Here is a 25,864-nt window from a genome sequence, read left to right as displayed (position 1 = left end):
CATGGCGCCCACTCTGAAGACGGTCACGGACGCACTGCGCAGCGAGGCGCACATGTGGGACCGGCAGGCCGAGACGATGACATCGCTGCACGGCACCATCGAGGGTCTCCGCATGTCCCGCCTCCAGGCGGGCATCTTCCAGATCTTCTTCTCGGCCTACGAGAACGCGGTCAACCAGCTCTCGTCCCGCTGTGAGGAAGGCGGCGCGCGGATGGGAGAGATCGCCGACGCGCTCGTCAGGAATGCGACGGCGTACGACAACAGGGAGGCGGACACCACCGCCTCCATCGAGGGCGCCTACTAGGCGGAACGGGGATGTGATGTCGTTCAGCATGGCTCAGTACGAAGCCACCATGAACAAGATCACCAAGGGGACCCAAGACCTGGCGGCGAAGTTGCGGGAGGCTGGCCCGAAGGCCGAGGCGACCGCCAACCAGTGGTACGTCCCGCAGCCTGTCGCCGACGCACTGATCTGGGCCGCGAACAAGCTCGTCGAGGCCGGGAGCTGGCTGCTGGAGAAGATCGGCGAGGTGCTGGAGGGCGCGGCCGCCCCCGTCACCTTCTTCTTCTACGCGCACGACTGGCAGTCCGATGTGCGCGGCAAGGCATCGACCGTGGCCGGAGAGACGAGCCCGGACGCGCTGAAGGCCCCGGGACAGTGGGAGGGCGATGCCGCCACCGCGTACACCGCTGCCGTCAAGGACCAGTCCACGGCCGCCACACAGGTCGAGACGAGCGCCGACAAGATCGCCGGCGCACTGACCGTCTCAGCCGTGGCAGGGCTCGCGTTCTATGTGGCCATCGGCGTGATTCTCGTCAAATTCATCATGGCCGCGGTGGCCGCGATCGCGGCGCTCGGCTCCGTCGTCTTCTCGTGGGCCGGGGCCGGGATCATCGTGGAGGAGGCCGGGGTCAACTCGGGACTCGTCATCGCCGCCGTCACCACGCTCGTCGCGGTCCTGGGCGCGCAGGCTCAGCAGATGGTGACCGTCGAAGGGGAGGCGCGGGACAACTCCGCCTTCCCCGGCGGTAAATGGCCCTCCGGCATGTCCTGAGCGGCGGCCCGGTGCGACGGCCGGGCCACGCCGTGCGTCCGGCCCGGCCGGCACCCGCGCCGGCCGTCTCCCCTGTACCTTCCCTTCCGTCCCGGGAAGAGCGGAGAGTGATCCCTTTGTACGGTCCCCGTGTACTGCTGTGGTGCCTGGGCCTCGGCGGCCTGTTCCTGGCGCTCGTCTTCGTCTCCGTCGATCAGCGGGCCCTGGCGGTCGCGGGATTCGTCCTCGTCCTCGTGTGTCCCGGACTGGGCGAGGTGTACGCGCAACGGCGGCGGCGTGACGACTGGTTCCGCAGGGCGTACGGGACGCGGGAGGAGTTCGTCCGGTCCCTCGACACGGACGCGCTGCGCCGCCTCCGCGAGGAGAAGGGCACGCTCGAAGCCGTCCGCGACCTGCGCCGCCGTCACCCGGAGCTTCCGCTGAAGGTCGCCGCCGAGACCGTCGAACAGCTCTGAGCGGGGGCGCCTCGCGCCTGCGGGGCGAGGCCCGCGGGCCCGGCGCGGCTCTCCCTGCCCACGCCGAAGGGGCCCGGCGGAAAATCCGCCGGGCCCCTTCGATGCGACACCGGTCTGCGGAGGTGCACCACCCGCAGGGCGCCGTGGACCGATCCGGGGATCAGGCCTTCTTGGTCTCCCAGAAGATGCGGTCGACCTCGGCGATCAGGTCCAGGGCCTTCTGGCCGGTGGCCGGGTCGTTCGAGCCCTTGGCGGCCGAGAGGGCCTTGAGGGTGTCGTTGACCAGCTGGTGCAGCTCCGGGTACTTCTCGAAGTGCGGGGCCTTGAAGTAGTCGCTCCACAGCACCGAGATGTGGTGCTTGGCCAGCTCGGCGCGCTGCTCCTTGATCAGGACGGCGCGGGTGCGGAAGTCCGCGTCCTCGTTGGCCTGGTACTTCTCCTGGACGGCCTTGACCGACTCGGCCTCGATACGGGCCTGGGCCGGGTCGTACACACCGCAGGGCAGGTCGCAGTGGGCGCTGACCTTCACCTTGGGGGCGAACAGGCGCGAGAGCATGTTCAGTCCTTCCTCGTGATCGTCTTCTCACGGGCGAGATTACTCGGTGCCGGAACCCTTTTCTCGGGCGGCCCGGGGGTCTTAGGGCAAAAGTCCGGCTCCCCGTGCGGCCGGAGTCCGGTCACCGGCCGGGGCTGATGGAGGATGGACCGGTGAGCTGGAGGAATGGTCCGGTGGGCGCCGGACCGGGCCGGACCGGGAGGTGGGCTGGGATGCCCGAGCAGGTGGACGGGCGCGGGCCCGGGGACGGCGGCGGGCCCGGGCCCGGGGCGCGGCGTGCGGGGCCGGCGTTCGGGCTGGCCGAGGTGTACAACCCGTCGATGCTGCCGACGCTCCGGCCCGGCGACCGGCTGCTGCTCCACTACGGCGCGGCCGTCCGGCCGGGTGACGTGGTGGTGGTCCGGCACCCGTTCCGGCAGGACCTGCTGATCGTCAAACGGGCCGTGGAGCGGCGCGACGGCGGCTGGTGGGTGCGGGGCGACAACCCGCGGGTGGTCAACGACAGCCGGGAGTTCGGGGCGGTGCCGGACGAACTGGTGGTGGCGCGTGCCCGGGTGCGGCTGCGGCCGCTGGGGGGTCAGCGCTCGCCGCTGGCGCTGGCGTCCTGGGCGCTGTCGGCGGTGCGTCCGCTGCGGGCGGCGCGTTCGTTCTCCAGCCTCTTGCGGGCGCGGTAGGCGGCGACGTTGGCGCGGGTCGCGCACCGGTCGGAGCAGTAGCGCCGCGAGCGGTTGGTGGAGGTGTCGAGGTAGACGTTCCGGCACGGACGGGCCTCGCAGACACCCAACCGGTCCACGCCCAGTTCGGTGAGGTGGAAGGCGAGGCCCATGCAGGCGGTGGCGGTGTAGCCGGCCGTCGCGTTGGCGGCGTGGTCGGCGATGTGCAGGTGCCAGTCGGGGCGGCCGTCCGTGTCGCGGTGCTCGTGGCCGGAGATCTGCGGGCTGACCGGGAATTCCATCATCAGCGCGTTCAGCAGGTCGACGGCGCGGACCTCGTCCCCGTCGGCCGCCGCCTCGAAGACCGCCCGCAGCCGCCCGCGGACCGCGCGCAGCCGGGTCACATCGCTCTCCGTGGCGCGCCGGGCGATCTGCTGTGCCGGCCCGAGGAGCGCCCGGACCGCCTCGACGGAGGTCAGGCTGTCACTGCCGCGCTCGGGCTCCTCGGTGTTGACGAGCCGCACGGCATAGTCCGAGTAATAGGCCAGTTCCACTTGTAGTCCTTACGGGGGCGGGCTATCGTTCCGGGCAGGTAGCCGTAATGGGTGTGGTGGCTACGAGGGTATTACACGCGGAAGGGGTTCGTGATGACGGAGACCGTGGCCGGGGCCGACTGGCAGGCGTGGCAGGACAGTTGGGACCGGCAGCAGGAGTGGTACATGCCGGACCGCGAGGAGCGGTTCCGGGTGATGCTCGACATGGTCGAGGCGCTGGTGGGGACCGCGCCCCGGGTGCTCGACCTGGCGTGCGGTACCGGCTCGATCTCCGACCGGCTGCTCAAGCGCTTCCCGGAGGCCGAGAGTGTGGGCGTCGATCTGGATCCCGCGCTGCTGGCCATCGCCGAAGGGTACTTCGCCGGTGACGGGCGGGTGCGGTTCGTTCGCGCCGATCTGAAGGACCCGTCCTGGACCGCGCGGTTGCCGCACGCGTCGTACGACGCGGTGCTCACCGCCACCGCGCTGCACTGGCTGCACACCGAGGACCTGCGCGGGCTCTACGGACAGCTGGGCACCGTGGTACGCGACGGCGGCGTCTTCATGAACGCCGACCACATGCCGGAGGAGTCCACCCCGCGGATCAACGCCGCCGACCGCGCGCAGCGCCACGCCCGGATGGACCGCGCCAAGGCCGCCGGTGCGGTCGACTGGGCCGACTGGTGGAAGCTGGCCGCCGCCGACCCGCTGCTGGCCGCGCCGACCGCCGAGCGGTTCGAGATCTACGGGGAGCACGCCGACGGCGACACCCCCTCCGACCGGTGGCACGCCCAGGTTCTGCGGGACTCCGGCTTCGCCGAGGCGCGGACGGTGTGGCGGTCGCCCAGTGACGCGCTGGTGCTCGGCCTGAAGTGAGGCGGGCAGGTCCGGGGTGCGCCGTCCGGGCGCGCCCCGGACCCGTCGTCGTACGGGCCGTCCCGGTGTCCGCGGGCCGGGACGTCCCGCCGCCGGGCGCCGGGCGCCGCTTATGGTGCGGGCATGACATCTCAGACGTCTCAGAAGTCCCGGAGCTACCTCGCCGAGCTGTTCTCGCTGGAGGGGCTGAACGCCGTGGTGACCGGCGGCAGTTCCGGAATCGGGCGGGGGATCGCGGGGGCGCTCGCGCGGGCCGGGGCGCGCGTGGTGGTCGTCGCGCGCCGGGAGGCGGAGCTGGCCGCCACGGTCGACGAACTGACCGCCGACGGCTGCCGGGTCGCCGCGGTGAGCTGCGATCTGGGCAGCCGGGACGGGGTGCGCGCCGGGGCGGAGGAGGCGGCCGCGGTCTTCGGCGAGCCCGACATCCTGGTCAACAGCGCCGGGATCAACCTGCGGCCGCCCATGGGGGAGGTGACCGACGAGGTCTGGGACACCACGATGGCGGTCAACCTGGAGGCGCCCCATCTGCTCGGGCGGCGGTTCGGCCCCCGGATGGCCGAGCGGGGCTTCGGCCGGATCATCCACGTCAGCTCGCAGCAGGCGCACCGGGCGTTCGTGCAGAGCGGCGTCTACGGGGTCTCCAAGGGCGCACTGGAGTCGCTGGCCCGCTCGCAGGCCGAGGCGTGGTCGCCGCACGGCGTCACCTGCAACACGCTGGTGCCGGGCTTCGTGATGACGCCGCTCAACGCCCGGCTGTCGTCCGACCCGGAGCGGGTGGCGGCGCTGGCCGCCCGCACCCTGACCGGCCGCAACGGCCTGGCCGAGGACTTCGCGGGCGCCGCCGTTTTCCTGGCGAGCCGGGCCTCCGGTTACGTCACCGGGCAGTCCGTCTGCGTCGACGGCGGGTTCTCGGTGCACTGAGGGACGGACGGCCGCACCGGGCTCCGGGGGTGGCGCCGGGCGTCCGGCCGCCACCCGCCCTCCCCACGCACCGGAGGCGGTACGCGCCCCAGGGCCCGTACCGCCTCCGTCGATCCTTCGATCCTTCGATCCGGCCGGTCCGTCCCGGCCCGGCGTCAGAGCACCTTGGACAGGAACGACTTGGTGCGCTCGTGCTGCGGGCTGCCGAGGACGTCGCGCGGGTGGCCGGACTCGACGACCACGCCGTCGTCCATGAAGACCAGCGAGTCGCCGACCTCGCGGGCGAAGCCCATCTCATGGGTGACCACGACCATCGTCATGCCGTCCGCGGCCAGGTCCTTCATCACGTCGAGGACGTCGCCGACCAGCTCCGGGTCGAGCGCCGAGGTCGGCTCGTCGAAGAGCATCAGCTTCGGCTCCATCGCCAGCGCGCGGGCGATGGCGACGCGCTGCTGCTGGCCGCCGGAGAGCTGCGAGGGGTAGTTGCCGGCCTTGTCCTTCAGCCCGACGCGGTCCAGCAGCTTGGTGGCGCGCTCCCGGGCGGATGCCTTCGACTCGCCCTTGACCTGGACCGGCGCCTCCATGATGTTCTCCACCGCGGTCATGTGCGGGAAGAGGTTGAAGCGCTGGAAGACCATGCCGATGTCGCGGCGGCGGGCGGCCACCTCGCGGTCGCGCAGCTCGTAGAGCTTGCCGTTCTGCTCGCGGTAGCCGACCAGTTCACCGTCGACCGACAGCCGCCCGGCGTTGATCTTCTCCAGGTGGTTGATGCAGCGCAGGAACGTCGACTTGCCGGAGCCGGACGGGCCGATCAGGCAGAAGACCTCCTTGGGCGCCACCTCCAGGTCGATGCCCTTGAGGATGTGGGCCGCGCCGAAGGACTTGTGGACGCCCTCGGCCTTCACCATGGGGACCCCGGAGCCCTTGGCGGGGGCGGACTTGCTGCTGGTCATGCCGTACCTCCGGCGCGGTTGAAGCCCGCCAGCTTCGCCTTGGCGCGCTGGAGCGGGGTGGGCGGCAGCTGGCGGCTGGCGCCGCGGGCGTAGTACCGCTCCAGGTAGTACTGGCCGATGCTGAGCACCGTCGTGGCGATCAGGTACCAGGCGGCGGCGAGGATCAGCATCTCCACCACGACGCCGGAGTCCCGGCCGACGTTCTGCGCGGCCTGGAGCAGGTCGTAGTACTGGACGGCGATGACCAGCGAGGAGGTCTTCAGCATGTTGATGACCTCGTTGCCGGTCGGCGGGACGATCACCCGCATCGCCTGCGGTACGACGATCCGGCGCAGCGTCTTGGCGTGGCTCATGCCCAGCGCGTGCGCGGCCTCGGTCTGGCCCTCGTCGACGGCGGTGAGGCCCGCCCGGCAGATCTCCGCCATGTACGCGGCCTCGTTGAGCCCGAGGCCCAGCAGCGCGCACAGGAACGGCGTCATGAAGTCCGACCACTCGTCCTTGTAGATCGGCATGATGTCGATGTACTGGAAGACGAGGCCGAGGTTGAACCAGAGGAAGAGCTGGACGTAGACCGGCGTACCGCGGAAGAACCAGATGTAGAACCACGAGACGGACGAGGTCACCCAGTTCTTCGACTGGCGCATCACCGCGAGGATCACGCCGAGCACGACGCCGATGACCATCGACAGCACGGTGATCAGCAGGGTGTTGCGCAGACCCTTGAGGATGTCCGCGTTGAAGAGGTATTCGGGGATGGCGCCCCAGTTGACGTTCCCGGAGGCGAAGGCCCTCACGAGCGCCACGATCACCCCGAGGACGACCAGCGCCGCCACCCAGCGGCCGTAGTGGCGGACGGGGATGGCCTTGATGGACTCGGGCGGGGACGGGGTGCCGGCCGGGGACCGGTCCGACTTCTCGACGTCGACTGACACGGATGCTGCCTTTCGGAGGTTCAGCGGATCGGCGGGAGGGCGCGGAGGCGGGCGCCGCGGCGGTCAGGAACCGCCGTTGAGCTTCGCCTCCCCGACCGCCGCTTCCTTGACGTCCCACTTGTCGAGGACCTTGGCGTAGGCGCCGGACTTGATGGCGCGCTCCAGCGCCGCCTTGAGCGCGTCGCGCAGCTTCTCGCTGCCCTTGGGCACGGCGATGCCGTACGGCGCGGCCTTCACGGGCGCGCCGCCGACCATCTGGAAGTCGTTGCCGTGGCCGGAGGTCTTCACGGCGTACGCGGCGACCGGGTAGTCGCTGGAGACCGCGTCCACACCGCCGGTGCGCAGCCGGGTCTGGGCCTCGGAGTCGTTGTCGAACGCCTCCATGGCGATCGGCTGCTCGCCGTTCTTCTCGCACTTCTTCGACTGGTCCTTGGCCAGATCGTGCGAGACGGTGCCGCGCTGCACCGCGATCTTCTTGCCGCACAGGGCGTCCCAGCCGTCGATGCCCTGGGTCTTGCCCTTCTGGGTGTAGATCGAGACGCCGACGTTGAGGTAGTCGATGAAGTCGACGCCCTCACCGATCTTCTTGCCGGTGCCGGAGTCGATGCCCTGCTGGCGCTCCTTGGTGTCCGTCATCGCGGACATCGCGATGTCGTACCGCTTGGACTTCATGCCACCCATGAGCGTGTCGAAGGTGGCGTTGTTGAAGTTCAGCTTGACGCCCAGCTCCTTGCTGAGCACGGCCGCCAGATCGGGGTCGATGCCCTCGATCGCGCCGTCGCGGCGGAACTCCACCGGCTTGTACGTGATGTCCGAGCCGACCTGGACGAGCGCCTTCTCCTGGATGTCCTTGGGGAGCAGCTTGAAGAGCGGGGCGCTGGTGTCACGATTCTTCACCGCCTCCCGGCGGGCGATGGCCGCGTCGGTCTGGTCCCCGCAGGACGTCAGCAGCAGCGCGGCAGCTACCGCGGTCGCCCCGGCAACGGCTGTCCGAGACCTGCCGGAGGCCGTGCGACGGGTGGGACGTGCGGTCATGCTGATCCTCCTGCGGGTGGGGAAAAGCCGGCGGGCCACGGCCGGGCAGGGGAGGGTTGTGCCCCCCGACCTCGATCGATGGACGGAATCCTGCCATCAGCGATCCGGTAATCGGACTGCCGTTCAGGTCAAAATCGGATAACGGACGAGGGGCGTTCAGCTCGGTCCGCTCCACCGCCGTGCGGTGACCGGGGTCGACGGCTGCGGCGCGCGCCGGCCCGCCCGGGCGGATGTCTCGGCATGTGGACGACCACCCCTAACCCTTCCGGGGATTTGTCCCGTTGCTCCCGCTTGCTGGATATGCCGGGGGCGGGGTGACGGATCTGGCTCGTCGCCCGCCATGCCCGTCCGGTAGAAAGGGGCGTTACACCCCTCATCCGGGGCTCAGGGCGCGTGTGCGGCGCGCCCGGCGTCCGTACCTCCCCCCGCGCACCGGGCATCCGGCGCGCAGGGAACGGACGCGGTGCCCGCCCACCTCCCAACCGGGGGTGGCCACCCTCAACATTTTACGAACAAAGGGGTTCAACAAAGTGGCAGCGGAGATCGTCAATCCTCGCAGCGACAGCACCGAGGGTGCCGACGGCGTCGGCGCCTCCTTCGACCCGGCCTTCGCCCTGCACCGTGGCGGCAAGATGGCCATTCAGGCGACCGTCCCCGTCCGTGACCGGGACGACCTGTCCCTCGCGTACACGCCGGGCGTCGCCAAGGTCTGCAGCGCCATCGCCGAGCGGCCCGAGCTGGTGCACGACTACACCTGGAAGTCCCAGGTCGTCGCGGTCGTCACGGACGGCACCGCGGTGCTGGGCCTGGGTGACATCGGCCCGGAGGCGTCCCTCCCGGTGATGGAGGGCAAGGCCATCCTCTTCAAGCAGTTCGGCGGCGTGGACGCGGTGCCGCTCGCACTGGCGACCACCGACGCCGACGAGATCATCGAGACCGTCGTCCGGCTGGCGCCCTCCTTCGGCGGCGTCAACCTGGAGGACATCTCCGCGCCCCGGTGCTTCGAGATCGAGCGGAAGCTCCAGGAGCGGCTGGACATCCCGGTCTTCCACGACGACCAGCACGGCACCGCCGTCGTCACGCTCGCGGCGCTGCGCAACGCCGCCAAGCTGACCGACCGGACGCTGGGCCAGCTGCGCGCCGTCATCTCGGGCGCGGGCGCCGCCGGTGTGGCCATCGCCAAGATCCTCATCGAGGCGGGCATCGGCGATGTCGCGGTCTGCGACCGCAAGGGCATCGTCTCCGCCGACCGCGGCGACCTCACCGAGGTCAAGCGCGAGCTGGCCGGCTTCACCAACAAGGGCGGGCTGACCGGCTCGCTGGAGGACGCCCTCGACGGCGCGGACGTCTTCATCGGTGTCTCCGGCGGTACGGTCCCCGAGTCCGCGGTGGCCACCATGGCGAAGAACTCCCTGGTCTTCGCGATGGCCAACCCGAACCCGGAGATCCACCCGGACGTCGCCCACAAGTACGCGGCCGTCGTCGCCACCGGCCGCAGCGACTACCCGAACCAGATCAACAACGTGCTGGCCTTCCCGGGCATCTTCGCCGGCGCGATGCAGGTGCGGGCCTCGCGCATCACCGAGGGCATGAAGCTCGCCGCCGCCGAGGCGCTGGCCTCCGTCGTCGCCGACGAGCTGAGCGCCGAGTGCGTGATCCCCTCGCCGTTCGACGAGCGGGTCGCCCCGGCGGTCACCGCCGCGGTCGCCGCCGCCGCGCGGGCCGAGGGCGTGGCACGCGCCTGACGCCTGCCGCGGCGCCGCGCCGCATGTGCCGACGGGCCGGGCCCGCGCCTCCTCCGGGGGTGCGGGCCCGGCCCGTCGGGCGTCCGGGCGGTGACGGCCGGCCCCGGCCGCCGTCCCGTGTCCGCCGCCGCTCCGTCCGCGCACGCGGCGCGCGTCACAGCTCCGCCCCGTACCGTGACGGGCCTCCGCGGCCTAGGTTGGCCTCATGTTTGCTGCCTACGCCGCGCGCATCGACCGCGACCAGCCGCTCAACGGCCTCGAACTGGGCGAACGCCCCGCACCGGAGAGCCGCCCCGGCTGGACCACCGTGAACGTCAAGGCCGCCTCCCTCAACCACCACGATCTGTGGACGCTGCGCGGGGTCGGCATCACCGAGGACGCGCTGCCGATGATCCTCGGCTGCGACGCCGCCGGGACGGACGCCGACGGCAACGACGTCGTCCTGCACTCCGTCATCGGCCAGACCGGCCACGGCGTCGGCCCCGGTGAGCCCCGCTCCATCCTCACCGAGCGCTACCAGGGCACCTTCGCCGAGCAGGTCACCGTCCCCAGCTGGAACGTCCTGCCCAAGCCGAAGGAGCTGACCTACGAGGAGGCCGCCTGCCTGCCCACCGCCTGGCTCACCGCGTACCGGATGCTCTTCACCAACGCCGGGGTGCGGCCCGGCGACAGCGTGCTCGTCCAGGGTGCGGGCGGCGGCGTGGCGACCGCCGCGATCGTGCTGGGCGCCGCCGCCGGGCTGCGGGTCTTCGCCACCAGCCGGGACGAGGCCAAGCGGCGCCGCGCCGTGGAGCTGGGCGCGGAGGCGGCGTTCGGCAGCGGGGAGCGGCTGCCGCGCCGGGTGGACGCGGTCATCGAGACGGTCGGCGCCGCCACCTGGGCGCATTCGGTCAAGTCGCTGCGTCCCGGCGGCACCCTCGTCATCTCGGGTGCCACCAGTGGTTTCCATCCCGAGCGCACCGAACTCAACCGGATCTTCTTCCTGGAGCTGAAGGTCGTCGGCTCGACGATGGGCAGCAAGGAGGAGCTGGCGTCGCTGCTGAGCTTCTGCGCCGCCAAGGGCGTCCGCCCCGTCATCGACTCCACCCTGCCGCTGGACCGGGCGCGCGAGGGCTTCGCGAAGATGGCGGAGGGCGACCTGTTCGGCAAGGTCGTCCTGACGGTCTGACGGGCCGGCGGGCCGGCGGGCCGGCGGTCCCGACGTTCCGGCGGCCTGACGGTCGTCCTGACGTTCCGGCGGGTGGCCGGTCCGGCGTCCTGGCGAGGTGAGATGAGGGGGCACATGGGCGAGGAGATGCGGGTGTTGCGGGCGGCGGAGCGGGTCGCGGCGCCGTGGAGCAACGGCGGCGGGGTGACGCGCGAGATCGCCGCCCACCCCGACGGCGCGGGGTGGGACGCCTTCGACTGGCGGATCAGCCTGGCCGACGTCACCCGCGACGGCCCGTACTCCCCGCTGCCCGGCATCCGCCGCATCCTCACCGTCGCCGACGGCGCCGGACTCCACCTGACCGTCGACGGCACCGCCCACCCGCCGCTGCCCCGCCACACCCCCTTCGCCTTCCCCGGCGCCGCCGCCACCGACTCCCGCCTGGTGTCCGGCCCGGTCGTCAACCTCAACGTCATGACACGGGAGGGCCGGGCGGGCGCCGACGTCAGGGTCGTCCGGGGCGGATGCGACCTGGCGGCCGCGCCCGGCCGCACGATGGTGGTGGCCCTGCCGGACGGTATGGGGGACGGGCCCGGCGCGCCGGGCGGTTCGGCGGCGGTTCCGGGCGGCGCGGTCGTGACCTCGGGCGGCGCGACGGCCGGACTCGGGTGCTACGACGCGGTGCTGCTGCCCGGCGGGGCGGCCGCGCGGCTCCGTACGGACGGGGTCGCCGCGGTGATCACGCTGGTGGGGGAGGGCGCGGGGGACGGAGAGCGCTGACGGGGCCGGGGCGGGCGCCGCACCGGGGCGGCCTTCCGGGGCGCGTCCCGGCGCCTGGTCAGGCCGGCGGCGCCACGTTGACCAGGCTGCCGTGCAGGCGGTAGTGGCGGACGCCGTCCGGACCGCCGGAGTCCGGGGTGACGCCGTCCAGTGCCGCGATCCGCGCCGCGATCCGCGCCGGCACCGGGCTGTCGGCGAACGCCTGCCACGCCGCGAGATCCGCCCACTCCGCGTGGTTGAGCACCCGGGAACCGTCCTGACTCCGGAGCAGATGCGCGCCGAGCAGCCCCGGCACCCGTGCCTCGGCCAGCGCGTCGAGCACGGTGTCGGTCAGTGCCCGCCGGGCCGCCGGCCCCGTCGTGGCGAAGACCGGTGTGACCAGCAGCCCCGGCGGGCGGCCCGGCGCCCGGTCCGGTACGTGGCTGCGGTCGAGCCGGTAGCGCACGAGCCCGGGCCGCCGGATGCCGGGGATCGCCTCGTCGACGGGCGCGAGCGCCGCGGGCCGGTGCGTCCGCGCCCACTCCCGGTGCGCCTCGTCGCTCGTCCACTGCGCATGGTGCAGCACCTCCGTGCCGTCGAGGCTGAGGAACACCGTGAGCGACAGCATCGCGTCGGGCCGTTCCTGTGCCTCCCAGGCGTCGAGGACGGCATCGGCCGCCGCGACCTGATCCGCCGGGTCCGGCACGATCCACCTGCTGATCAGCACCGTTGCGGCATCGGCACGCCGCACCTCGGGAAAGGCGAAAGTCCTGGTCATCGCATGCTCCGTTCGTCATGGCGGTACGAGGGGACGGGCGCGTGGCGCAGCCCGTCGGCCCGCTCGGAGTCTGCTTCCTCAAGCGTGGTTGAGGTCAAGGGGGTTGGGTGGCGGGGGCGGATCTTCCGCGGGCGTGGGTGGTGGCGTACGGGCGCGGGCCCCGGGCCCGGCCCGGGACGGGCGAGGCGCCGGGCCCGGGGCGGCGTACGGTGCGGGGCGTGCGCGCCGGGCTCCGCCCCAGGGTCGGGCTCCGCCCCGGCGCCGGGCGTCGGGCTCGTGCCCCAGGGCCGGGCTCCGTGCCGCTACGGCGTGCGGCCGTGGGCCGCGAGCGCGGCCACCGCCGGGGCGGACGGATCGGCCGACCGGTCCGACGGAGGCGGTGCCGAGGACGGCGGGGACGGAGGCGACGGAGGCGACGGCGGCAACCCGGAGAACCGCGGCGCCCCCGTGCGCGGCGCGGCCATCGTGGCGCGCACGGGATCCGCGGCGCCCGGGGCCCGCACACCATTGCGATCCGGCGTCACCTCCCGCCGGGAGCACGGTAGTACGGACCCCGTCCCCGCCTCCGGCGGCCGGGCGCCGGCCGCGCGCAGGGCGTGGTTCAACGGGCGCAGCAGCAGATGCAGACGTTCCGCGCCCGCCCGGCCGAGCGCCCGCCAGGGACCGGCCGCCAACTGGTCCGTCATCCGCTCGACCGCCTCCCGCTCCTGGAGCCCCGACGCGGTGGCGCCGCCGTCCGGCGCGATCCAGCCGCGCGCCGCGAGCCGCTCGTGGGCGTCGCCCCACTCCTGGGCGCTCCACCCGCGGGCGGCGGCGGACGCCGGGGCGGCCCAACCGTGACGGCCCGGCCCGCCGCCCGCCGCGGCATGCGACACCAGCGCCTCGCACGGGTCCAACCCCCAGGTCAGCAGGGTCGCGAGATGGCCGTCACCGCGATGCTCGCGGAGCACCGCCGCGGCCTGCCACAGCACCAGATGCGGCGGCTTGGGCCACGGCAGATCACGGTTGGCGGCGGCGAGCGGACGCGCCACGGCGTGGGCGTTCTCCGCGGCGCGGCGCGCCAGCCGGGCGGCCTCGGCCACCTCCGGGCCGGCCAACCGGTCGCCCAGCAGTCGGCGGAGCGCGCGGTCGACGGCGCGCAGCCGCGCCTCCAGCACCGCGGCCGGCCGGGCCGTCGCCCAGACCCGCGGTACGAACTGGGCGACCAGCCGCGGCGCGAAGGTGTAGTACGTCGCCGTCACCAGCTCCGGACCCACGGCCCCCAAGGGAGCCGTGCGCCAGGCGAAGTAGCCGGGGCGCCACGACGTGGTGTCGTAACCGAGACCCGCCGCGACCCGCTGGGCCTCGGGGGCGGAGTAGGCGGTGGCGTGCAGCGGTTCGAGCTGCTGCCACATTCGGCGGGCGACCGAAAGGTAGTCCGACATCGCTGTACCTCATGGCCTTCACGATGCGTGGGTGCGGAGATGCGAGCGGGCAGAGTGGGAACGGCCGTTGGCGCGCCGCGAGAGCCAGGGGTCCACGCCTCAGGCGCGTCCGCGGACCGTGTGTGCCGGTACGGGGCGGCGGATGCCGTACGGAACTCGCGCTCCGCACGGACGGCGGGATGCACGGTGCGCCCCGCTCCGCACACGGCCGCCGCCCGGACGCCGATCCGGGAGCCCGCACCGCCACCGGACGAAAAACCGTGCGACAGATGACGTTCCCCGATTACGTGCCGTAAATCCTGGCCGCGATGACTAACTCTCCGTGATGAGGGGGGCGGAGGGGAAGCGAGGGGCGGAGCGGGCGGCGAAGCACCGGGAGAGGGCGTGACGGTGACGCTGGGGGAGGGACGGCGCTCTCACGCGGCACCGCACTCCCGCCGCCCGGCCGCCCCTTCCTCCCGGCGCCCGGCGCACCCATGCTTCCCGCTTCTCCGCCTCCCGTCGCGCCCGCCCCGCCCCCCCCCCGCTGTCCCTCCGCTCCTACTTCTCCGGCCCCCGCTCCGTCGGCTCCCGCAGCAGGCCGCCGATTTCGGTGGCGGTCTCCGCGAGGCGGTGCCGGGCCCGGCGTACCTGCTCCGGGCCGATGCCGTGGTCCCGGGCGGCGTCCCGGAGGTCGTCGCGGAAGCGGTCCAGCAGGCGGTCGAAGTCGCGGGCCGGATCGGGACCCGGCGGTTCCTCCGCCCATTCCGGCAGCGGCGGCTCCCCGGCCCGCACCCGCCCGGACGCCGCGCGGTCCGCACCCGGCCCCGCCCGGCCCGCGGCGACCTCGTCGGCCGCCGCGCGGCCCGGCCCGGAACCTGCCGCGTGCCCGTCGTGCCCACGCTCGTCGGAGGTACGGGCACCGGGCGCGCCGGCGCCGGACACATGCTCCCCGTGCGGGCGCTCCCCGCGCGGGCGGACGTCGTCCTCCGGCGGGCGCGAGGCGCCTTCCCGCCCCGTGTGGTCGTCGGTGTGCGGCCCGCCCGTGAAGCGGCCGACCTCGCGGGAGACCTCGGAGAGGGCCTCGCGGACCGCGCCCGCCCAGTCGCCGGAGCGGACCCGCTCCTGTGCCTGCTCCTGGACCCGCCGGAGCGCCTGCTGCACCTCTTCGCGTGCGAACGCCTGGGCCGCGCGGGCCTGTTCGCGGGCGCGGCGGGCCTCCTGCTCGGCACGGCGGCGCTCGTCCTTCGCCCGGCGCGCCTGCTCCTTCCACTCCTCCTTGGCGCGGCGGAACTCCTCCTTCGCCTGCCGCCACGCGTCGTGGTCGCCGAACGCGCCCTCGGCGGCAGGCTCCGGACCCCCGCCGTCGGCGTCCGGGCGGCCCTGTGCCCGCGCCTGCTGGGCGGCCTCGCGTATCTCGCGGCGCAGGTCGCTGGCCGAACCGCTCACATCCGCCCGGATGTCGGAGGCCAGCGCGGCCACCGAGTCACGTATCTCCAGCTCCAGCTCGGCCAGTTCGCCGCCGCGCCCGGCCAGCTCGGCACGGCCCTCGTCGGTGAGGGAGTAGACCTTGCGGCCGCCCTCGGTGGTGTGGGTGACCAGGCCCTCGGCCTCCAGCTTGGCCAGCCGCGGGTAGACGGTACCGGCCGACGGTGCGTACAGCCCCTGGAAGCGCTCCTCCAGCAGGCGGATGACCTCGTAGCCGTGGCGCGGACTCTCGTCGAGGAGCTTGAGGAGGTAGAGGCGCAGACGGCCGTGGGCGAAGACGGGAGGCATGGTCAGAGCACCTTCTTCTCTGGGGACGGGGCGTCAGGGCCGTCGCCCGGGTGGCTGCCGCCCGCGGTCTCGAAGACCGGCCGGCGCAGCAGCGCGAGACCGCCGGAGACGGTGGTGGCCTTCAGCCGGCCCGCCCCCGAGCCGAGCGTGCCGCTGAGGTTCTTCGCGCCCCAGCCGCCGCCGACCCGCAGGGTGTCGAAGGCGTTGGCGAGCGTGCCGCTGGTGGTGCCCGCCTCCACCCGGGTGTCGGCCGGCTCCGGCAGCCGGATCGCCACCTCGCCGGAGACGCTGGTCAGCTGGATGTCCGCGCCGCGGTCCGACGGATCGAGGTCGAGGACCATGTCACCGCTGACGGAGTCCGCCCGCACCGTGGCCGCGCCGCCGTCCAGCACCGTCAGATCACCCGAGACGGAGTGGAACCGCAGACCGCCGGTGACGCCCTGCGCCTCGACCCGGCCCGAGACGGTCTCCGCGTGCACCTCGCCGGTCAGCCCGACGAGCGTGCTGTCACCCGAGACGGTGTGGACCCGGGTGGGGCCGGCGACGCCCGTCACGACCGCCGAGGCGCCGACCGAGCCGACGTCGACGCGGGTGGCGGACGGGACGGTCACCGACACCTCCGCGCGGTGGTCGCGCCACCCCTTGCCCCGGAGGAAGGCGAACAGGCTCTTCCAGGGGCCCTTCCACGGCGGGTTGTCGTAACCGACGGAGAGGGTGCCGTCCTGGAGGGAGAGGGTCAGCGGATGGCCGCTGACCTCCCCGATCTCCACCCGGGCCGGCCCCTCCTCGGCCGACCCCACCACGTTGACCGCGCCGCCGCAGACCCGGATCTCCAGGCCCCGGACGGGCTCGTCGATCTCCAGGGTGCGCGGCTCCGCCACGCGGAGCGGAAAGGGCGACCGTGCCGCGTCCGGCTCCGGTGTCCCGGACCCGGATGCGGAAGAACTCGACGTACCGAAACTCGACTCGCTGCTGGACATGCCGACCCCCCGGTTGGCTGATGGAAACGCAACGCAACATATCGCGTCTTCGGCACACACGATATATCGCGCTCCGGCGAAGTCAAGGGAGATGTCGCACGCGCATGCGACGGGGCCGGCGGCCGAGGGATGCCCCCCGGCCGCCGGCCCCGGTTCCGTCGCCCCGCCGGGCGCGCGCCAGCTGCGACTACTCGTCGTCGTCCTCGTCGTCCAGCCGCGCCAGCCAGGTCGCCAGCCGCTCCACCGGCACCTCGAAGTCCGGGTTCAGATCGACGAACGTACGCAGCTGATCGGCCACCCAGCCGAGGGTGACCTCCTCCTCGCCGCGTCGGCTCTCCAGCTCTTCGATGCCGCGGTCAGTGAAATACACGGGCTCTCCACCAGGGGTCAGTAGGACGTTCCCGGCCAGGATAGGCAGGCCGGACAGGGGGCCGCGCCGCCGCCCGCCTCCGCGGGCGCGGCCGGACACGGCGGAGGGCCCGCCCCCATACGGGGACGGGCCCTCCGGTGTCCCGGGTCACCGGGGCGGGCGACTCACGCGTCGAACGCCTCGGCGATCAGCTGGGCCTGCTCCGCCTGGTGACGCTTGGCGGAACCGACCGCGGGCGACGAGGAGTGCGGCCGCGAGATGCGGCGCAGACGCTCACCGTGCGGGATGTCGGCACCGACCGCCAGGTCCAGGTGGTCGATGAGGTTGAGCGCGATGAACGGCCACGCACCCTGGTTGGCCGGCTCCTCCTGCACCCACAGGTACTTGCCGGCGTTCGGGTACTTGGCGATCTCGGCCTGGATCTCCTTGCCGGGCAGCGGGTACAGCCGCTCCAGACGGATGATCGCGACATCGTCGGCACCGCGCTTGTCCCGCTCGGCGGCCAGGTCGTAGTAGACCTTGCCGGAGCAGAGCAGCACCTTGCGGACCTTCTGCGGGTCGGCCTTCTCGTCGCCGATCACCGGACGGAAACCGCCGGTGGTGAACTCCTCCGCCTTCGACGCCGCGGCCTTCAGACGCAGCATCGACTTCGGGGTGAAGACGACCAGCGGCTTGTGGTGCGGGTTGTGGACCTGCCAGCGCAGCAGGTGGAAGTAGTTCGACGGCAGCGTCGGCATGGCGACCGTCATGTTGTTCTGCGCGCACAGCTGGAGGAAGCGCTCGATCCGGGCCGAGGAGTGGTCCGGGCCCTGGCCCTCGTAGCCGTGCGGCAGCAGCAGCGTGACGCCGGAGGTCTGGCCCCACTTCTGCTCGGCGGCGGTGATGTACTCGTCGACGACGGTCTGCGCGCCGTTGACGAAGTCACCGAACTGCGCCTCCCACATGACCAGCGCCTCGGGGCGGGCCAGGGAGTAGCCGTACTCGAAGCCCATGACCGCGTACTCCGAGAGCAGCGAGTCGTAGACGTTGTAGCGCGCCTGGTCGTCCGAGAGGTAGAGCAGCGGGGTGTAGTCCTCGCCGGTCTCCCGGTCGATCAGCACCGCGTGGCGCTGACCGAAGGTGCCACGGCGGCTGTCCTGGCCCGACAGGCGGACCGGGGTGCCCTCCAGCAGCAGGGAGCCGATGGCGAGGGTCTCGCCCATGCCCCAGTCGATCGTGCCGTCCTCGATCATCGACGCGCGGCGCTGCAGCTGCGGCAGCAGACGCGGGTGGACGGTGACCCGGTCGGGGATGTTGACCTGCGACTCGGCGATGCGCTTGACGACCTCCTGGGAGATCGCGGTCTTGACCGCCACCGGGAACTCCGCCTGCGGGTCCGGCACCTCGGCCGCGGCCGGGGCCGAAACGGCCTCGCGGACCTCGGCGAAGACCTTCTCCAGCTGACCCTGGAAGTCCTGGAGCGCCTGCTCCGCCTCCTCCAGCGTGATGTCGCCGCGACCGATGAGCGACTCGGTGTAGAGCTTGCGCACCGAACGCTTCTTGTCGATCAGGTCGTACATCAGCGGCTGCGTGAACGCCGGGTTGTCGGTCTCGTTGTGACCGCGGCGGCGGTAGCAGATGAGGTCGATGACGACGTCCTTGTTGAACGCCTGCCGGAACTCGAAGGCCAGCCGGCCCGCGCGGACGACGGCCTCGGGGTCGTCGCCGTTCACGTGGAAGATCGGCGCCTCGATCATGCGGGCCACGTCGGTCGCGTACATCGACGAACGCGACGACTCCGGGGCGGCGGTGAAGCCGACCTGGTTGTTGATGACGATGTGGACCGTGCCGCCCGTGCGGTAGCCGCGCAGCTGCGACATGTTGAGCGTCTCGGCGACGACGCCCTGACCGGCGAAGGCGGCGTCACCGTGGAGGGTGACCGGCAGGACCGTGAAGTCCGTGCCGCCCTTGTTGATGATGTCCTGCTTGGCGCGGGAGATGCCCTCGATGACCGGGTCGACCGTCTCCAGGTGGGACGGGTTCGCCGCGAGGGTGACCTTGATCTGCTCGCCGTCCAGGCCGGTGAAGACACCTTCCTGGCCCAGGTGGTACTTCACGTCGCCGGAGCCGTGCATCGACTTCGGGTCGAGGTTGCCCTCGAACTCCCGGAAGAGCTGCGCGTAGGACTTGCCGACGATGTTGGCGAGGACGTTGAGGCGGCCGCGGTGGGCCATGCCGATGACGACCTCGTCCAGACGCGACTCGGCGGCCGAGTCGATGACCGCGTCCAGCAGCGGGATGACGGACTCGCCGCCCTCCAGCGAGAAGCGCTTCTGGCCGACGTACTTGGTCTGCAGGAACGTCTCGAACGCCTCGGCGGAGTTCAGCCGGCGCAGGATGCGCAGCTGCTCCTCACGCTCGGGCGAGTTGTGCGGACGCTCGACCCGGTCCTGGATCCACTTGCGCTGCTTGGGGTCCTGGATGTGCATGTACTCGATGCCGGTGGTGCGGCAGTACGAGTCGCGCAGCACGCCGAGGATGTCGCGCAGCTTCATCATCGACTTGCCGGAGAAGCCGCCGACCGCGAACTCGCGCTCCAGGTCCCACAGGGTGAGGCCGTGCTCGATGATGTCGAGGTCGGGGTGCTTGCGCTGGTGGTACTCCAGCGGGTCGGTGTCGGCCATGACGTGGCCGCGGACCCGGTAGGAGTGGATCAGGTCGAAGACCCGGGCGGCCTTGGTGACGTCGTCGTCGTGGGAGACGTCGATGTCACGCAGCCAGCGGACCGGCTCGTAGGGGATCCGCAGCGACTTGAAGATGTCGTCGAAGAAGTCGTTCTCGCCGAGCAGCAGCTGGCTCATGATCCGCAGGAACTCGCCGGAGGCGGCGCCCTGGATCACGCGGTGGTCATAGGTGCTGGTCAGCGTCATGACCTTGGAGATGCCCATCTTGTTCAGGGCATCCTGCGAGGTGCCCTGGAACTCGGCGGGGTAGTCCATGGCGCCGACGCCGATGATCAGGCCCTGGCCGGGCATCAGACGCGGCACGGAGTGGACGGTGCCGATGCCGCCCGGGTTCGTCAGCGACGCGGTGACTCCGGTGAAGTCCTCCATCGTCAGCTTGTTGTTGCGGGCGCGGCGGACGATGTCCTCGTACGCCTGCCAGAACTCGAAGAAGGTGAGCGTCTCGGCCTTCTTGATGGCGGCGACGACGAGCTGGCGGTCGCCGTTCGGCTTCACCAGGTCGATGGCGAGGCCGAGGTTGACGTGCTCGGGCTTGACCAGCGTCGGCTTGCCGTCCTTCTCCTGGAAGGAGTAGTTCATCGACGGCATGGCCTTGAGGGCCTGCACCATCGCGTACCCGATGAGGTGGGTGAAGGAGACCTTCCCGCCCCGGGCGCGCTTGAGGTGGTTGTTGATGACGATGCGGTTGTCGAACAGCAGCTTCACCGGGACCGCGCGGACGGACGTGGCCGTCGGCAGCTCCAGGGAGGCGTTCATGTTCTTCGCGACGGCGGCCGACGGGCCGCGCAGCGTCACCAGCTCGGGGCCGGCCGGAGCCTCGCCGTCCGTGGCGGCGGCGGGCTTCGCGGCGGCGGCCGGCTTCGCGGGCGCGGCCTTCGCGGGCGCCGGGGCCGCCTTGGCGGGGGCCGGGGCGGTCGCGGCGGGCTGCGCCGGGGCGGCCGGGGCCGCGGGCTGGGCGGGCGCCGGGGTGGCCACGGGCGTCTCCTGGGTGGGCGGTACGGGGGCGGGGGCCTCGGCCGACTGGCCCGGGGCGGCAGTGGCGCCGGGCTTGTAGTCGGCGAAGAAGTCCCACCAGGCTCGGTCTACCGAGTTCGGGTCCTGGAGGTACTGCTGGTAGATCTCGTCAACGAGCCACTCATTCGCACCGAACGCGGCAGCAGGGGACTTGCCCTGCCCGTCCTGGTCGGTCGAGATGTTCGAGCTGTTGGGGGACTGTGGCGACACGGCGGCAACCGCCCTCTTCCGCTTCCTAAGGTGGTGGACAGCGGAAATAAAGGCTACGCCTGTTGTGACCTTTGGTGCAGTCCGGGAGGGGTACAGGTAGCGCACGTCACATTCGCCGACGGGTTTCGCGGCATGACTTGGCGGGAAACACACGGGGTTCGCCCGCTCGCGGGTACGACTCGCCCCGGGTACACCCCCCTGATCGGGGCGGTGCACCGCCGTTCGTGTGCTTCCGGCATCGACCCTACGCCACGGGCCGTCAGCTCCGGCCGGACTCCGTCCCCGGAAGAGTGACCCGGATGCGGCAGCCGCGATCGGATTCGGCCACGCCGATGCGTCCCCCGTGCAGATCCACCGCCCAGCGCGCGATGGCCAGGCCCAGCCCCGTACCGCCGTCGGTCCCCGGGCCGGAGGGCGCGGGCCCGCCGCGGTTGAACCGTTCGAAGACGCGGTAGCGCTCCGCCTCCGGGATGCCCGGGCCCTCGTCCTGTACGTCCAGCTCCAGGCTCTGCGGGCCCTCGCCCCGCCGGGCGTGCACGGTGACCCGGCCATGACGCGGACTGTGCTTGATCGCGTTGTCGATGAGGTTGGCGACGACCTGGTGCAGCCGCTCGGCGTCCGCGTACGCGGTCAGCTCCGGCGGTGAGACGTCCAGGTGGAGATGGACGTCCGTACGGGTGTGGGTGCCGGATCCGGCCGTTCCGGCGAGGGTGGAGGCGCCGCGGCTCATGTTGGCCTCCTTCAGCACCCCGGACAGGTACGGCCACACCTCGAAGCGGCGGGAGTGCAGCGGCACGACGCCGTTGTCCAGGCGGGAGAGGTCCAGCAGGTGCTCGACGAGCCGGCCCAGCCGCTCGGTCTGCTTCAGCGCGGTCCGCATCGTCTCCGGATCGGGCTCGGAGACGCCGTCGACGACGTTCTCCAGCACCGCGCGCAGCGCCGCGATGGGCGTCCGCAGCTCGTGCGAGACGTTGGCCACCAGCTCCTTGCGGTGGGTGTCCACCGCCTCCAGGTCGGCCGCCATGCGGTTGAAGGCGCTGGCCAGGTCGCCGAACTCGTCACGCCGCTCCGCGCGCACCCGGCGGGTGTAGTCGCCCTGCGCCATCGACCGCGTCACGTCCGTCATCTCGTCCAGCGGCGCGGTCAGGCTGTTCGCCACGAACTGGGTGATCAGCAGCGACGCGATGATCGAGAAGATGGTGATCACCCGCAGCTCGGTCGCCGAGTGGATGGCGACGAAGACCAGCAGGGTGGTGATGATCACCGAGAAGACGACCAGCGCGCCGAGCGCCGCCTTCACCGAGCGGTAGGGGTCGAGCGGCCGCAGCCCCTCCCACAGGCGCCCGGCCAGGGCACGGCCGCGCGCCCGCCATCCACGCGTCATGCGGGCGGGGTCTCCAGGGCGTAGCCGACGCCGTGGACCGTACGGATGCGCTCGGCGCCGATCTTGCGGCGGAGCGCCTTGATGTGGCTGTCGACCGTGCGTGTCCCGGACGCGTCGGCCCAGTCCCACACCTCGGCCAGCAGTTGCTCACGGGAGAGCACCGCGCGCGGCGTGTTGGCCAGGCAGACCAGCAGGTCGAACTCGGTCGGCGTCAGATGGACGTCGGCGCCGCGCACCCGCACCCGGCGCTGGGCGTGGTCGATCTCCAGCTCGCCCAGGCGCAGGATGCCGCTGCGCGGAGTGTGCGCGGCGAGCGCCGCCCGCTCCACCCGGCGCAGCAGGACGTGCACCCGCGCGGCCAGCTCCCGCATGGAGAACGGCTTGGTCATGTAGTCGTCCGCGCCGACGCCCAGGCCGACCAGCATGTCGGTCTCGTCGTCGCGTGCGGTGAGCATCATCACGGGCACCGGGCGCTGCGCCTGCACCCGGCGGCAGACCTCCAGGCCGTCGAAGCCCGGCAGCATCACGTCGAGGACCAGCAGATCGGGCTGCCACGCCTCGGCGGTGTCGACGGCCGCCGGGCCGTCCGTCGCCGTCTGCACCTGGAAGCCCTCGGCGCGCAGCCGGGTCGCGATGGCGTCCACGATCGTCGGGTCGTCCTCGACGACCAGTACCCGGCGCTGGGCGCCCGGCGTGGCCGCGGCGGTGCCGCCCTGGCTGGTTTGAGTCTGGTCCATCGCCCGCCCCTGCATGTCCCCGTGTGCCTGGTCGCGTAGTGAGTGGACGTGCGGCAGCGCGGTGGCCCGTCGCGGGGCGCGGATCGCCGCGCCGCGTCACATCCAGGGGAGCAGCGTAAGCGCACGGTGTGACTGTCGGCTACGCGCCCTTGTGCGCGAGGTGAACAACATCGGGGACACCTCGGGCGACAGGCACCTCTTCCGTGCGAACGCGCTCGAAACCGGCATTCCGGAGGGCCTGGTCGAAGGCGGGCGACGGCTGGGCCGACCAGACGGCCAGCACCCCGCCCGCCGTCAGCGCCGCGCGGCAGGCCGCGAGCCCGGCGGGGGAGTAGAGCCCGTCGTTGCCGTCGGTGACCGTCCAGCCCGGCCCGTTGTCGATGTCCAGGCACAGCGCGTCGTACGAGCCGGGGGCCGCCTCGTCGCGCAGATGGGCCACCAGATCGGTGTGCACGATCGCGGCACGCGGGTCGGCGAGCGCCCGGCCGGTCAGCGCGGAGAGCGGTCCCGTGCGGTGCCAGTCGATCACCGCGGCCTCCCGCTCGACCACCGCAATCCGCCCCCAGCGCTCCTCCTCCACCGCTCTGACCAGCGAAAACCCCACGCCGAGGCCGCCGATCAGCACGGCCGGGCGCGCTCGCTCCGGCGGCAGGCCGGCCAGCGCGGCATCGATCAGCAGCCGCTCGGAACGGCCGTCGGAGGTGTCCATCAGGAAGCAGCCGTTGGCGATGATCTCGAAGACCGGCGCGCCGCCGGAGCCGTCCGCGCCGTCGCGTCGGCGCAGCACCACCTCGCCGTACGGGCCCTCGCGGCGGTCCAGCGTGACCGGGCCGTCCACGGGGCCGGCCGGGGTGGGGAAGGTCGGGTCGGGGGGAGCGGGAGTCATGCCGCCCATCCTGGCCAACCCCGCGGGCGAGGGTCCAACCGATTCGGCGGGCAACGCCGTGGGCCGCCCCGGGGTTGTGCGCCGTGACGTACCTCACGCGGGCCGGGGCGTCGCGCGGTGAACGGGCGGGCGCCGCCGCGCGTTGAGTACGGCGGACGGACCGGGGGCCGGGATGACAGGGGCGGGAGGGGCGCGGTGAACGGTGTGACGGAGGTGCGGGCCGGGCTGCCCCCGCGCGGCGGCGCGGCGCGGTGGCGCCGGTGGCCGGGGCGGGTGCTGCCCGGGCCCCGGACCACGCCGTTCACCTTCTGGTACGCGCTGCTGCTGGTGGCGACGTCGCTCTTCGCGGCGTACGCGGACCCGGCGCGGGTGGCGGAGCTGCTGCGGGGCTCCAGCACGGATGCGGCGCATCTGGCGGCGACGCCGGTGCGGGTGCTGGTGGCGAGCGCGCTGTGGATCGACGGCGGGCTGCTCTCCGGCTTCGCACTCGCCTTCGTCGTGGTGCCGGCGGCGCTGGAGCGGCGGGTCGGCGCCGCGCGCACCCTCGCCGTCTTCCTCGGCGGCCATGTGCTGGCCACCCTCGCCACGGAGCTGCCGGTGGGCGCCGCCGTCGCCACCGGGGCGCTGCCGCCCGGTGCGGCGCACCGCCTCGACTACGGCATCAGCTACGGCGTGATGACCTGCGCCGGAGCGCTCACCGGAGTGCTGCCGGGGCGGCTGCGGTGGCTGCTGCTCGGTGGCGCCGCCTGCTACGCCACGGCGGACCTGCTGACCTTCGCCGACCCGCTCAGCTCCGCCGGCCATCTGCTCTCCCTCGCCCTCGGCGTCACCGCCTGGCCGCTGCTGCGCCGGGCCCGGTCCGGTCCGCGCCCGGCGCGGCTCCACGGCGACCTGGGGCATCCGGCGCTGCGGCGGCCGGTGGCGCGCCCGGCGGTGGCGCGTCCGGTGCCGGGGCGTCCCGTGCCGGTGGCGGGGGCGCGGCGGCGCTGAGCCGGGTGCGGGCCGGGCGCCCGTGCCGCGGCCCGCCGCCCCGGTGGCCGCTCAGCCGCTCCCGGGTGTCCACACGTACGGCGTGGTCGTGGTCACCGCGCGGAAGCCGAGGCGGCGCAGGATCGGGGCGCTGGCGTCGGAGGCGTCGACCTGGAGGAGGTCCGCGCCGTGGGCCACCGCGAGCATGGCGCGGGCGGCGACCAGGGCGCGGTAGATGCCCCGGCCGCGCCAGGCGGGCAGCGTCGAGCCGCCCCACAGGCTCGCGCACCCGGTGCCGGGCCGCAGCACCAGCCAGCCCGCCGAGACCACCTCGTCACCGGCCTCCGCGACCAGCACCGCGATGCCGTCCGGGGTGGCCGCGACCCGGGCGATCAGATCGTCGGCCAGCCAGTCGTGGTCCTCGCCCCACACCGCCGTCTCCATGGCCGCGATCCGCCGCAGGTCGGCGTCGTCGGTGACCTGGCGCAGCGTGACGCCCTCGGGGAGCACCGGGTCCCCGGCCAGCTCCCGGGCGCGGCCGATGAGCACCGTCTCCCGCTCCTCGGGCACGAACCCGGCGGCCCGCAGCCGCTCCGGGAGGTCCGCCGGCAGGTCGTGGCCGCGGGTCTTCCACTCCACGGCCTCGCCCCGGGCGGCGAACACCGCGCACTGCCGGGCGATCAGCGCGTCCAGCTCGGCGCCGTGGACGCCCAGGTCGGGCGGGCCGCTGACGAAGCCGCGGAACTGTCCGGTCAGCCGCGTCAGCGGCCCGTCCTGTTCCCGGGTGACGCCCCGGGGGAGGTCCGCGGGGACGCCCCGCATCCGCTCGTCGTAGGCCGCGAGCAAGCCGTCGATGTCCGTCACGGTTCGACGGTACGAGGGGTGGCAAACGGTTTTCCGGCAGGCCGCGGCGGGCGGGCGTGGCGCTCCGCAAGGCCGGGGGCCCGTCCGTCGTGCCGGACCGCGACCCCCTGATCGCTCACGGCGAACACGGAGCGGGGAACATCTCCCCGG

25 protein-coding genes are annotated in these 25,864 nt (G+C 72.9%); 10 read left to right on the top strand and 15 right to left on the bottom strand.

The window, feature by feature from the left end:
- Position 1 precedes the first annotated feature (1 nt).
- The 3 genes from ACF1BH_RS01210 to ACF1BH_RS01200 all read left to right on the top strand — a co-directional run bounded on the left by ACF1BH_RS01210 (position 2) and on the right by ACF1BH_RS01200 (position 1,510).
- On the top strand, positions 2-304 hold the full coding sequence (locus ACF1BH_RS01210) for a type VII secretion target (RefSeq protein WP_391640304.1): 303 nt from the start codon (positions 2-4) through the stop codon (positions 302-304).
- Between the two features lie 28 nt (positions 305-332).
- Complete coding sequence (locus ACF1BH_RS01205; protein ID WP_391640303.1) at positions 333-1,055, top strand: hypothetical protein; 723 nt, start codon at positions 333-335, stop codon at positions 1,053-1,055.
- A gap of 116 nt (positions 1,056-1,171) precedes the next feature.
- Positions 1,172-1,510 carry a hypothetical protein gene (locus ACF1BH_RS01200; RefSeq protein WP_391640302.1) on the top strand — a complete coding sequence of 113 codons (339 nt, stop codon included), beginning with the start codon at positions 1,172-1,174 and terminating at the stop codon, positions 1,508-1,510.
- 160 nt (positions 1,511-1,670) lie between these two features.
- Here ACF1BH_RS01200 and sodN read toward each other — a convergent pair whose 3' ends face one another.
- Complete coding sequence (sodN, locus tag ACF1BH_RS01195; RefSeq protein ID WP_391640301.1) at positions 1,671-2,066, bottom strand: superoxide dismutase, Ni; 396 nt, start codon at positions 2,064-2,066, stop codon at positions 1,671-1,673.
- Positions 2,067-2,278: 212 nt separating this feature from the next.
- Here sodN and sodX point away from each other — a divergent pair, with 212 nt between their 5' ends.
- A complete protein-coding gene (gene sodX / locus ACF1BH_RS01190) occupies positions 2,279-2,740 on the top strand; it encodes a nickel-type superoxide dismutase maturation protease (protein WP_391640300.1) in 462 nt (153 codons plus the stop codon).
- Here sodX and ACF1BH_RS01185 read toward each other — a convergent pair.
- Positions 2,644-3,273, bottom strand: coding sequence for a CGNR zinc finger domain-containing protein (locus ACF1BH_RS01185; RefSeq protein ID WP_391640299.1), 630 nt, complete (start codon positions 3,271-3,273; stop codon positions 2,644-2,646). The two genes, sodX and ACF1BH_RS01185, sit on opposite strands and share 97 nt — an antisense overlap.
- A gap of 93 nt (positions 3,274-3,366) precedes the next feature.
- On the opposite strand from ACF1BH_RS01185, the gene ACF1BH_RS01180 reads away from it, so the two are divergent.
- Entirely contained in the window at positions 3,367-4,128 is a 762-nt protein-coding gene (locus ACF1BH_RS01180) for a class I SAM-dependent methyltransferase (RefSeq protein WP_391640298.1), read from the top strand.
- Positions 4,129-4,251: 123 nt separating this feature from the next.
- The gene (locus tag ACF1BH_RS01175) at positions 4,252-5,049 is read left to right on the top strand and encodes an SDR family NAD(P)-dependent oxidoreductase (protein ID WP_391640297.1); all 798 of its coding nucleotides are present in this window, start codon (positions 4,252-4,254) and stop codon (positions 5,047-5,049) included.
- A gap of 155 nt (positions 5,050-5,204) precedes the next feature.
- Here the strand turns inward: ACF1BH_RS01175 and ACF1BH_RS01170 are convergent, their stop codons facing one another.
- The 3 genes from ACF1BH_RS01170 to ACF1BH_RS01160 form a co-directional block, all read right to left on the bottom strand.
- Entirely contained in the window at positions 5,205-5,957 is a 753-nt protein-coding gene (locus tag ACF1BH_RS01170) for an amino acid ABC transporter ATP-binding protein (protein ID WP_391640979.1), read from the bottom strand.
- A 41-nt stretch (positions 5,958-5,998) separates the two neighbouring features.
- Complete coding sequence (locus ACF1BH_RS01165; protein WP_391640296.1) at positions 5,999-6,934, bottom strand: amino acid ABC transporter permease; 936 nt, start codon at positions 6,932-6,934, stop codon at positions 5,999-6,001.
- 63 nt (positions 6,935-6,997) lie between these two features.
- Positions 6,998-7,969, bottom strand: a complete 972-nt coding sequence (locus ACF1BH_RS01160) for an ABC transporter substrate-binding protein (RefSeq protein WP_391640295.1) — start codon at positions 7,967-7,969, stop codon at positions 6,998-7,000.
- A 530-nt stretch (positions 7,970-8,499) separates the two neighbouring features.
- On the opposite strand from ACF1BH_RS01160, the gene ACF1BH_RS01155 reads away from it, so the two are divergent.
- The 3 genes from ACF1BH_RS01155 (at position 8,500) to ACF1BH_RS01145 (ending at position 11,641) form a co-directional block, all read left to right on the top strand.
- Entirely contained in the window at positions 8,500-9,714 is a 1,215-nt protein-coding gene (locus ACF1BH_RS01155) for an NADP-dependent malic enzyme (RefSeq protein WP_391640294.1), read from the top strand.
- 205 nt (positions 9,715-9,919) lie between these two features.
- Positions 9,920-10,882 carry a zinc-binding dehydrogenase gene (locus tag ACF1BH_RS01150; RefSeq protein WP_391640293.1) on the top strand — a complete coding sequence of 321 codons (963 nt, stop codon included), beginning with the start codon at positions 9,920-9,922 and terminating at the stop codon, positions 10,880-10,882.
- A 102-nt stretch (positions 10,883-10,984) separates the two neighbouring features.
- Entirely contained in the window at positions 10,985-11,641 is a 657-nt protein-coding gene (locus tag ACF1BH_RS01145; protein ID WP_391640292.1) for a HutD family protein, read from the top strand.
- 58 nt (positions 11,642-11,699) lie between these two features.
- Here the strand turns inward: ACF1BH_RS01145 and ACF1BH_RS01140 are convergent, their stop codons facing one another.
- The 9 genes from ACF1BH_RS01140 to ACF1BH_RS01100 all read right to left on the bottom strand — a co-directional run bounded on the left by ACF1BH_RS01140 (position 11,700) and on the right by ACF1BH_RS01100 (position 23,881).
- The gene (locus ACF1BH_RS01140; protein ID WP_391640291.1) at positions 11,700-12,398 is read right to left on the bottom strand and encodes an antibiotic biosynthesis monooxygenase family protein; all 699 of its coding nucleotides are present in this window, start codon (positions 12,396-12,398) and stop codon (positions 11,700-11,702) included.
- A 302-nt stretch (positions 12,399-12,700) separates the two neighbouring features.
- Positions 12,701-13,822: a hypothetical protein gene (locus ACF1BH_RS01135; protein ID WP_391640290.1), complete on the bottom strand. Its 1,122-nt coding sequence runs from the start codon at positions 13,820-13,822 to the stop codon at positions 12,701-12,703.
- A 540-nt stretch (positions 13,823-14,362) separates the two neighbouring features.
- Positions 14,363-15,577, bottom strand: a complete 1,215-nt coding sequence (locus ACF1BH_RS01130) for a helix-turn-helix transcriptional regulator (protein WP_391640289.1) — start codon at positions 15,575-15,577, stop codon at positions 14,363-14,365.
- 2 nt (positions 15,578-15,579) lie between these two features.
- Positions 15,580-16,458: a DUF4097 domain-containing protein gene (locus ACF1BH_RS01125; RefSeq protein WP_391640288.1), complete on the bottom strand. Its 879-nt coding sequence runs from the start codon at positions 16,456-16,458 to the stop codon at positions 15,580-15,582.
- Positions 16,459-16,744: 286 nt separating this feature from the next.
- Positions 16,745-16,927 (bottom strand): DUF6104 family protein, encoded by a 183-nt coding sequence (locus ACF1BH_RS01120; protein WP_030280801.1) that lies wholly within the window; start codon positions 16,925-16,927, stop codon positions 16,745-16,747.
- Between the two features lie 164 nt (positions 16,928-17,091).
- Complete coding sequence (locus ACF1BH_RS01115) at positions 17,092-20,874, bottom strand: multifunctional oxoglutarate decarboxylase/oxoglutarate dehydrogenase thiamine pyrophosphate-binding subunit/dihydrolipoyllysine-residue succinyltransferase subunit (protein WP_391640287.1); 3,783 nt, start codon at positions 20,872-20,874, stop codon at positions 17,092-17,094.
- 259 nt (positions 20,875-21,133) lie between these two features.
- On the bottom strand, positions 21,134-22,258 hold the full coding sequence (locus ACF1BH_RS01110; protein ID WP_391640286.1) for an ATP-binding protein: 1,125 nt from the start codon (positions 22,256-22,258) through the stop codon (positions 21,134-21,136).
- Positions 22,255-22,995 carry a response regulator transcription factor gene (locus ACF1BH_RS01105; protein ID WP_030280798.1) on the bottom strand — a complete coding sequence of 247 codons (741 nt, stop codon included), beginning with the start codon at positions 22,993-22,995 and terminating at the stop codon, positions 22,255-22,257. The genes ACF1BH_RS01110 and ACF1BH_RS01105 overlap by 4 nt, the downstream gene beginning before the upstream one ends.
- Before the next feature lie 139 nt (positions 22,996-23,134).
- Positions 23,135-23,881, bottom strand: coding sequence for a spermidine synthase (locus tag ACF1BH_RS01100; protein WP_391640285.1), 747 nt, complete (start codon positions 23,879-23,881; stop codon positions 23,135-23,137).
- Positions 23,882-24,076: 195 nt separating this feature from the next.
- Between ACF1BH_RS01100 and ACF1BH_RS01095 the strand changes: the two genes are divergently transcribed.
- Complete coding sequence (locus tag ACF1BH_RS01095; RefSeq protein ID WP_391640284.1) at positions 24,077-24,871, top strand: rhomboid-like protein; 795 nt, start codon at positions 24,077-24,079, stop codon at positions 24,869-24,871.
- 51 nt (positions 24,872-24,922) lie between these two features.
- Here ACF1BH_RS01095 and ACF1BH_RS01090 read toward each other — a convergent pair whose 3' ends face one another.
- Positions 24,923-25,714, bottom strand: coding sequence for a GNAT family N-acetyltransferase (locus ACF1BH_RS01090; protein ID WP_391640283.1), 792 nt, complete (start codon positions 25,712-25,714; stop codon positions 24,923-24,925).
- Positions 25,715-25,864 lie beyond the last annotated feature (150 nt).

The organism is Streptomyces sp. NPDC014733 (assembly GCF_043083385.1).
GTDB lineage: Bacteria > Actinomycetota > Actinomycetes > Streptomycetales > Streptomycetaceae > Streptomyces.
This window is presented reverse-complemented; position numbering and strand designations above follow the sequence as displayed.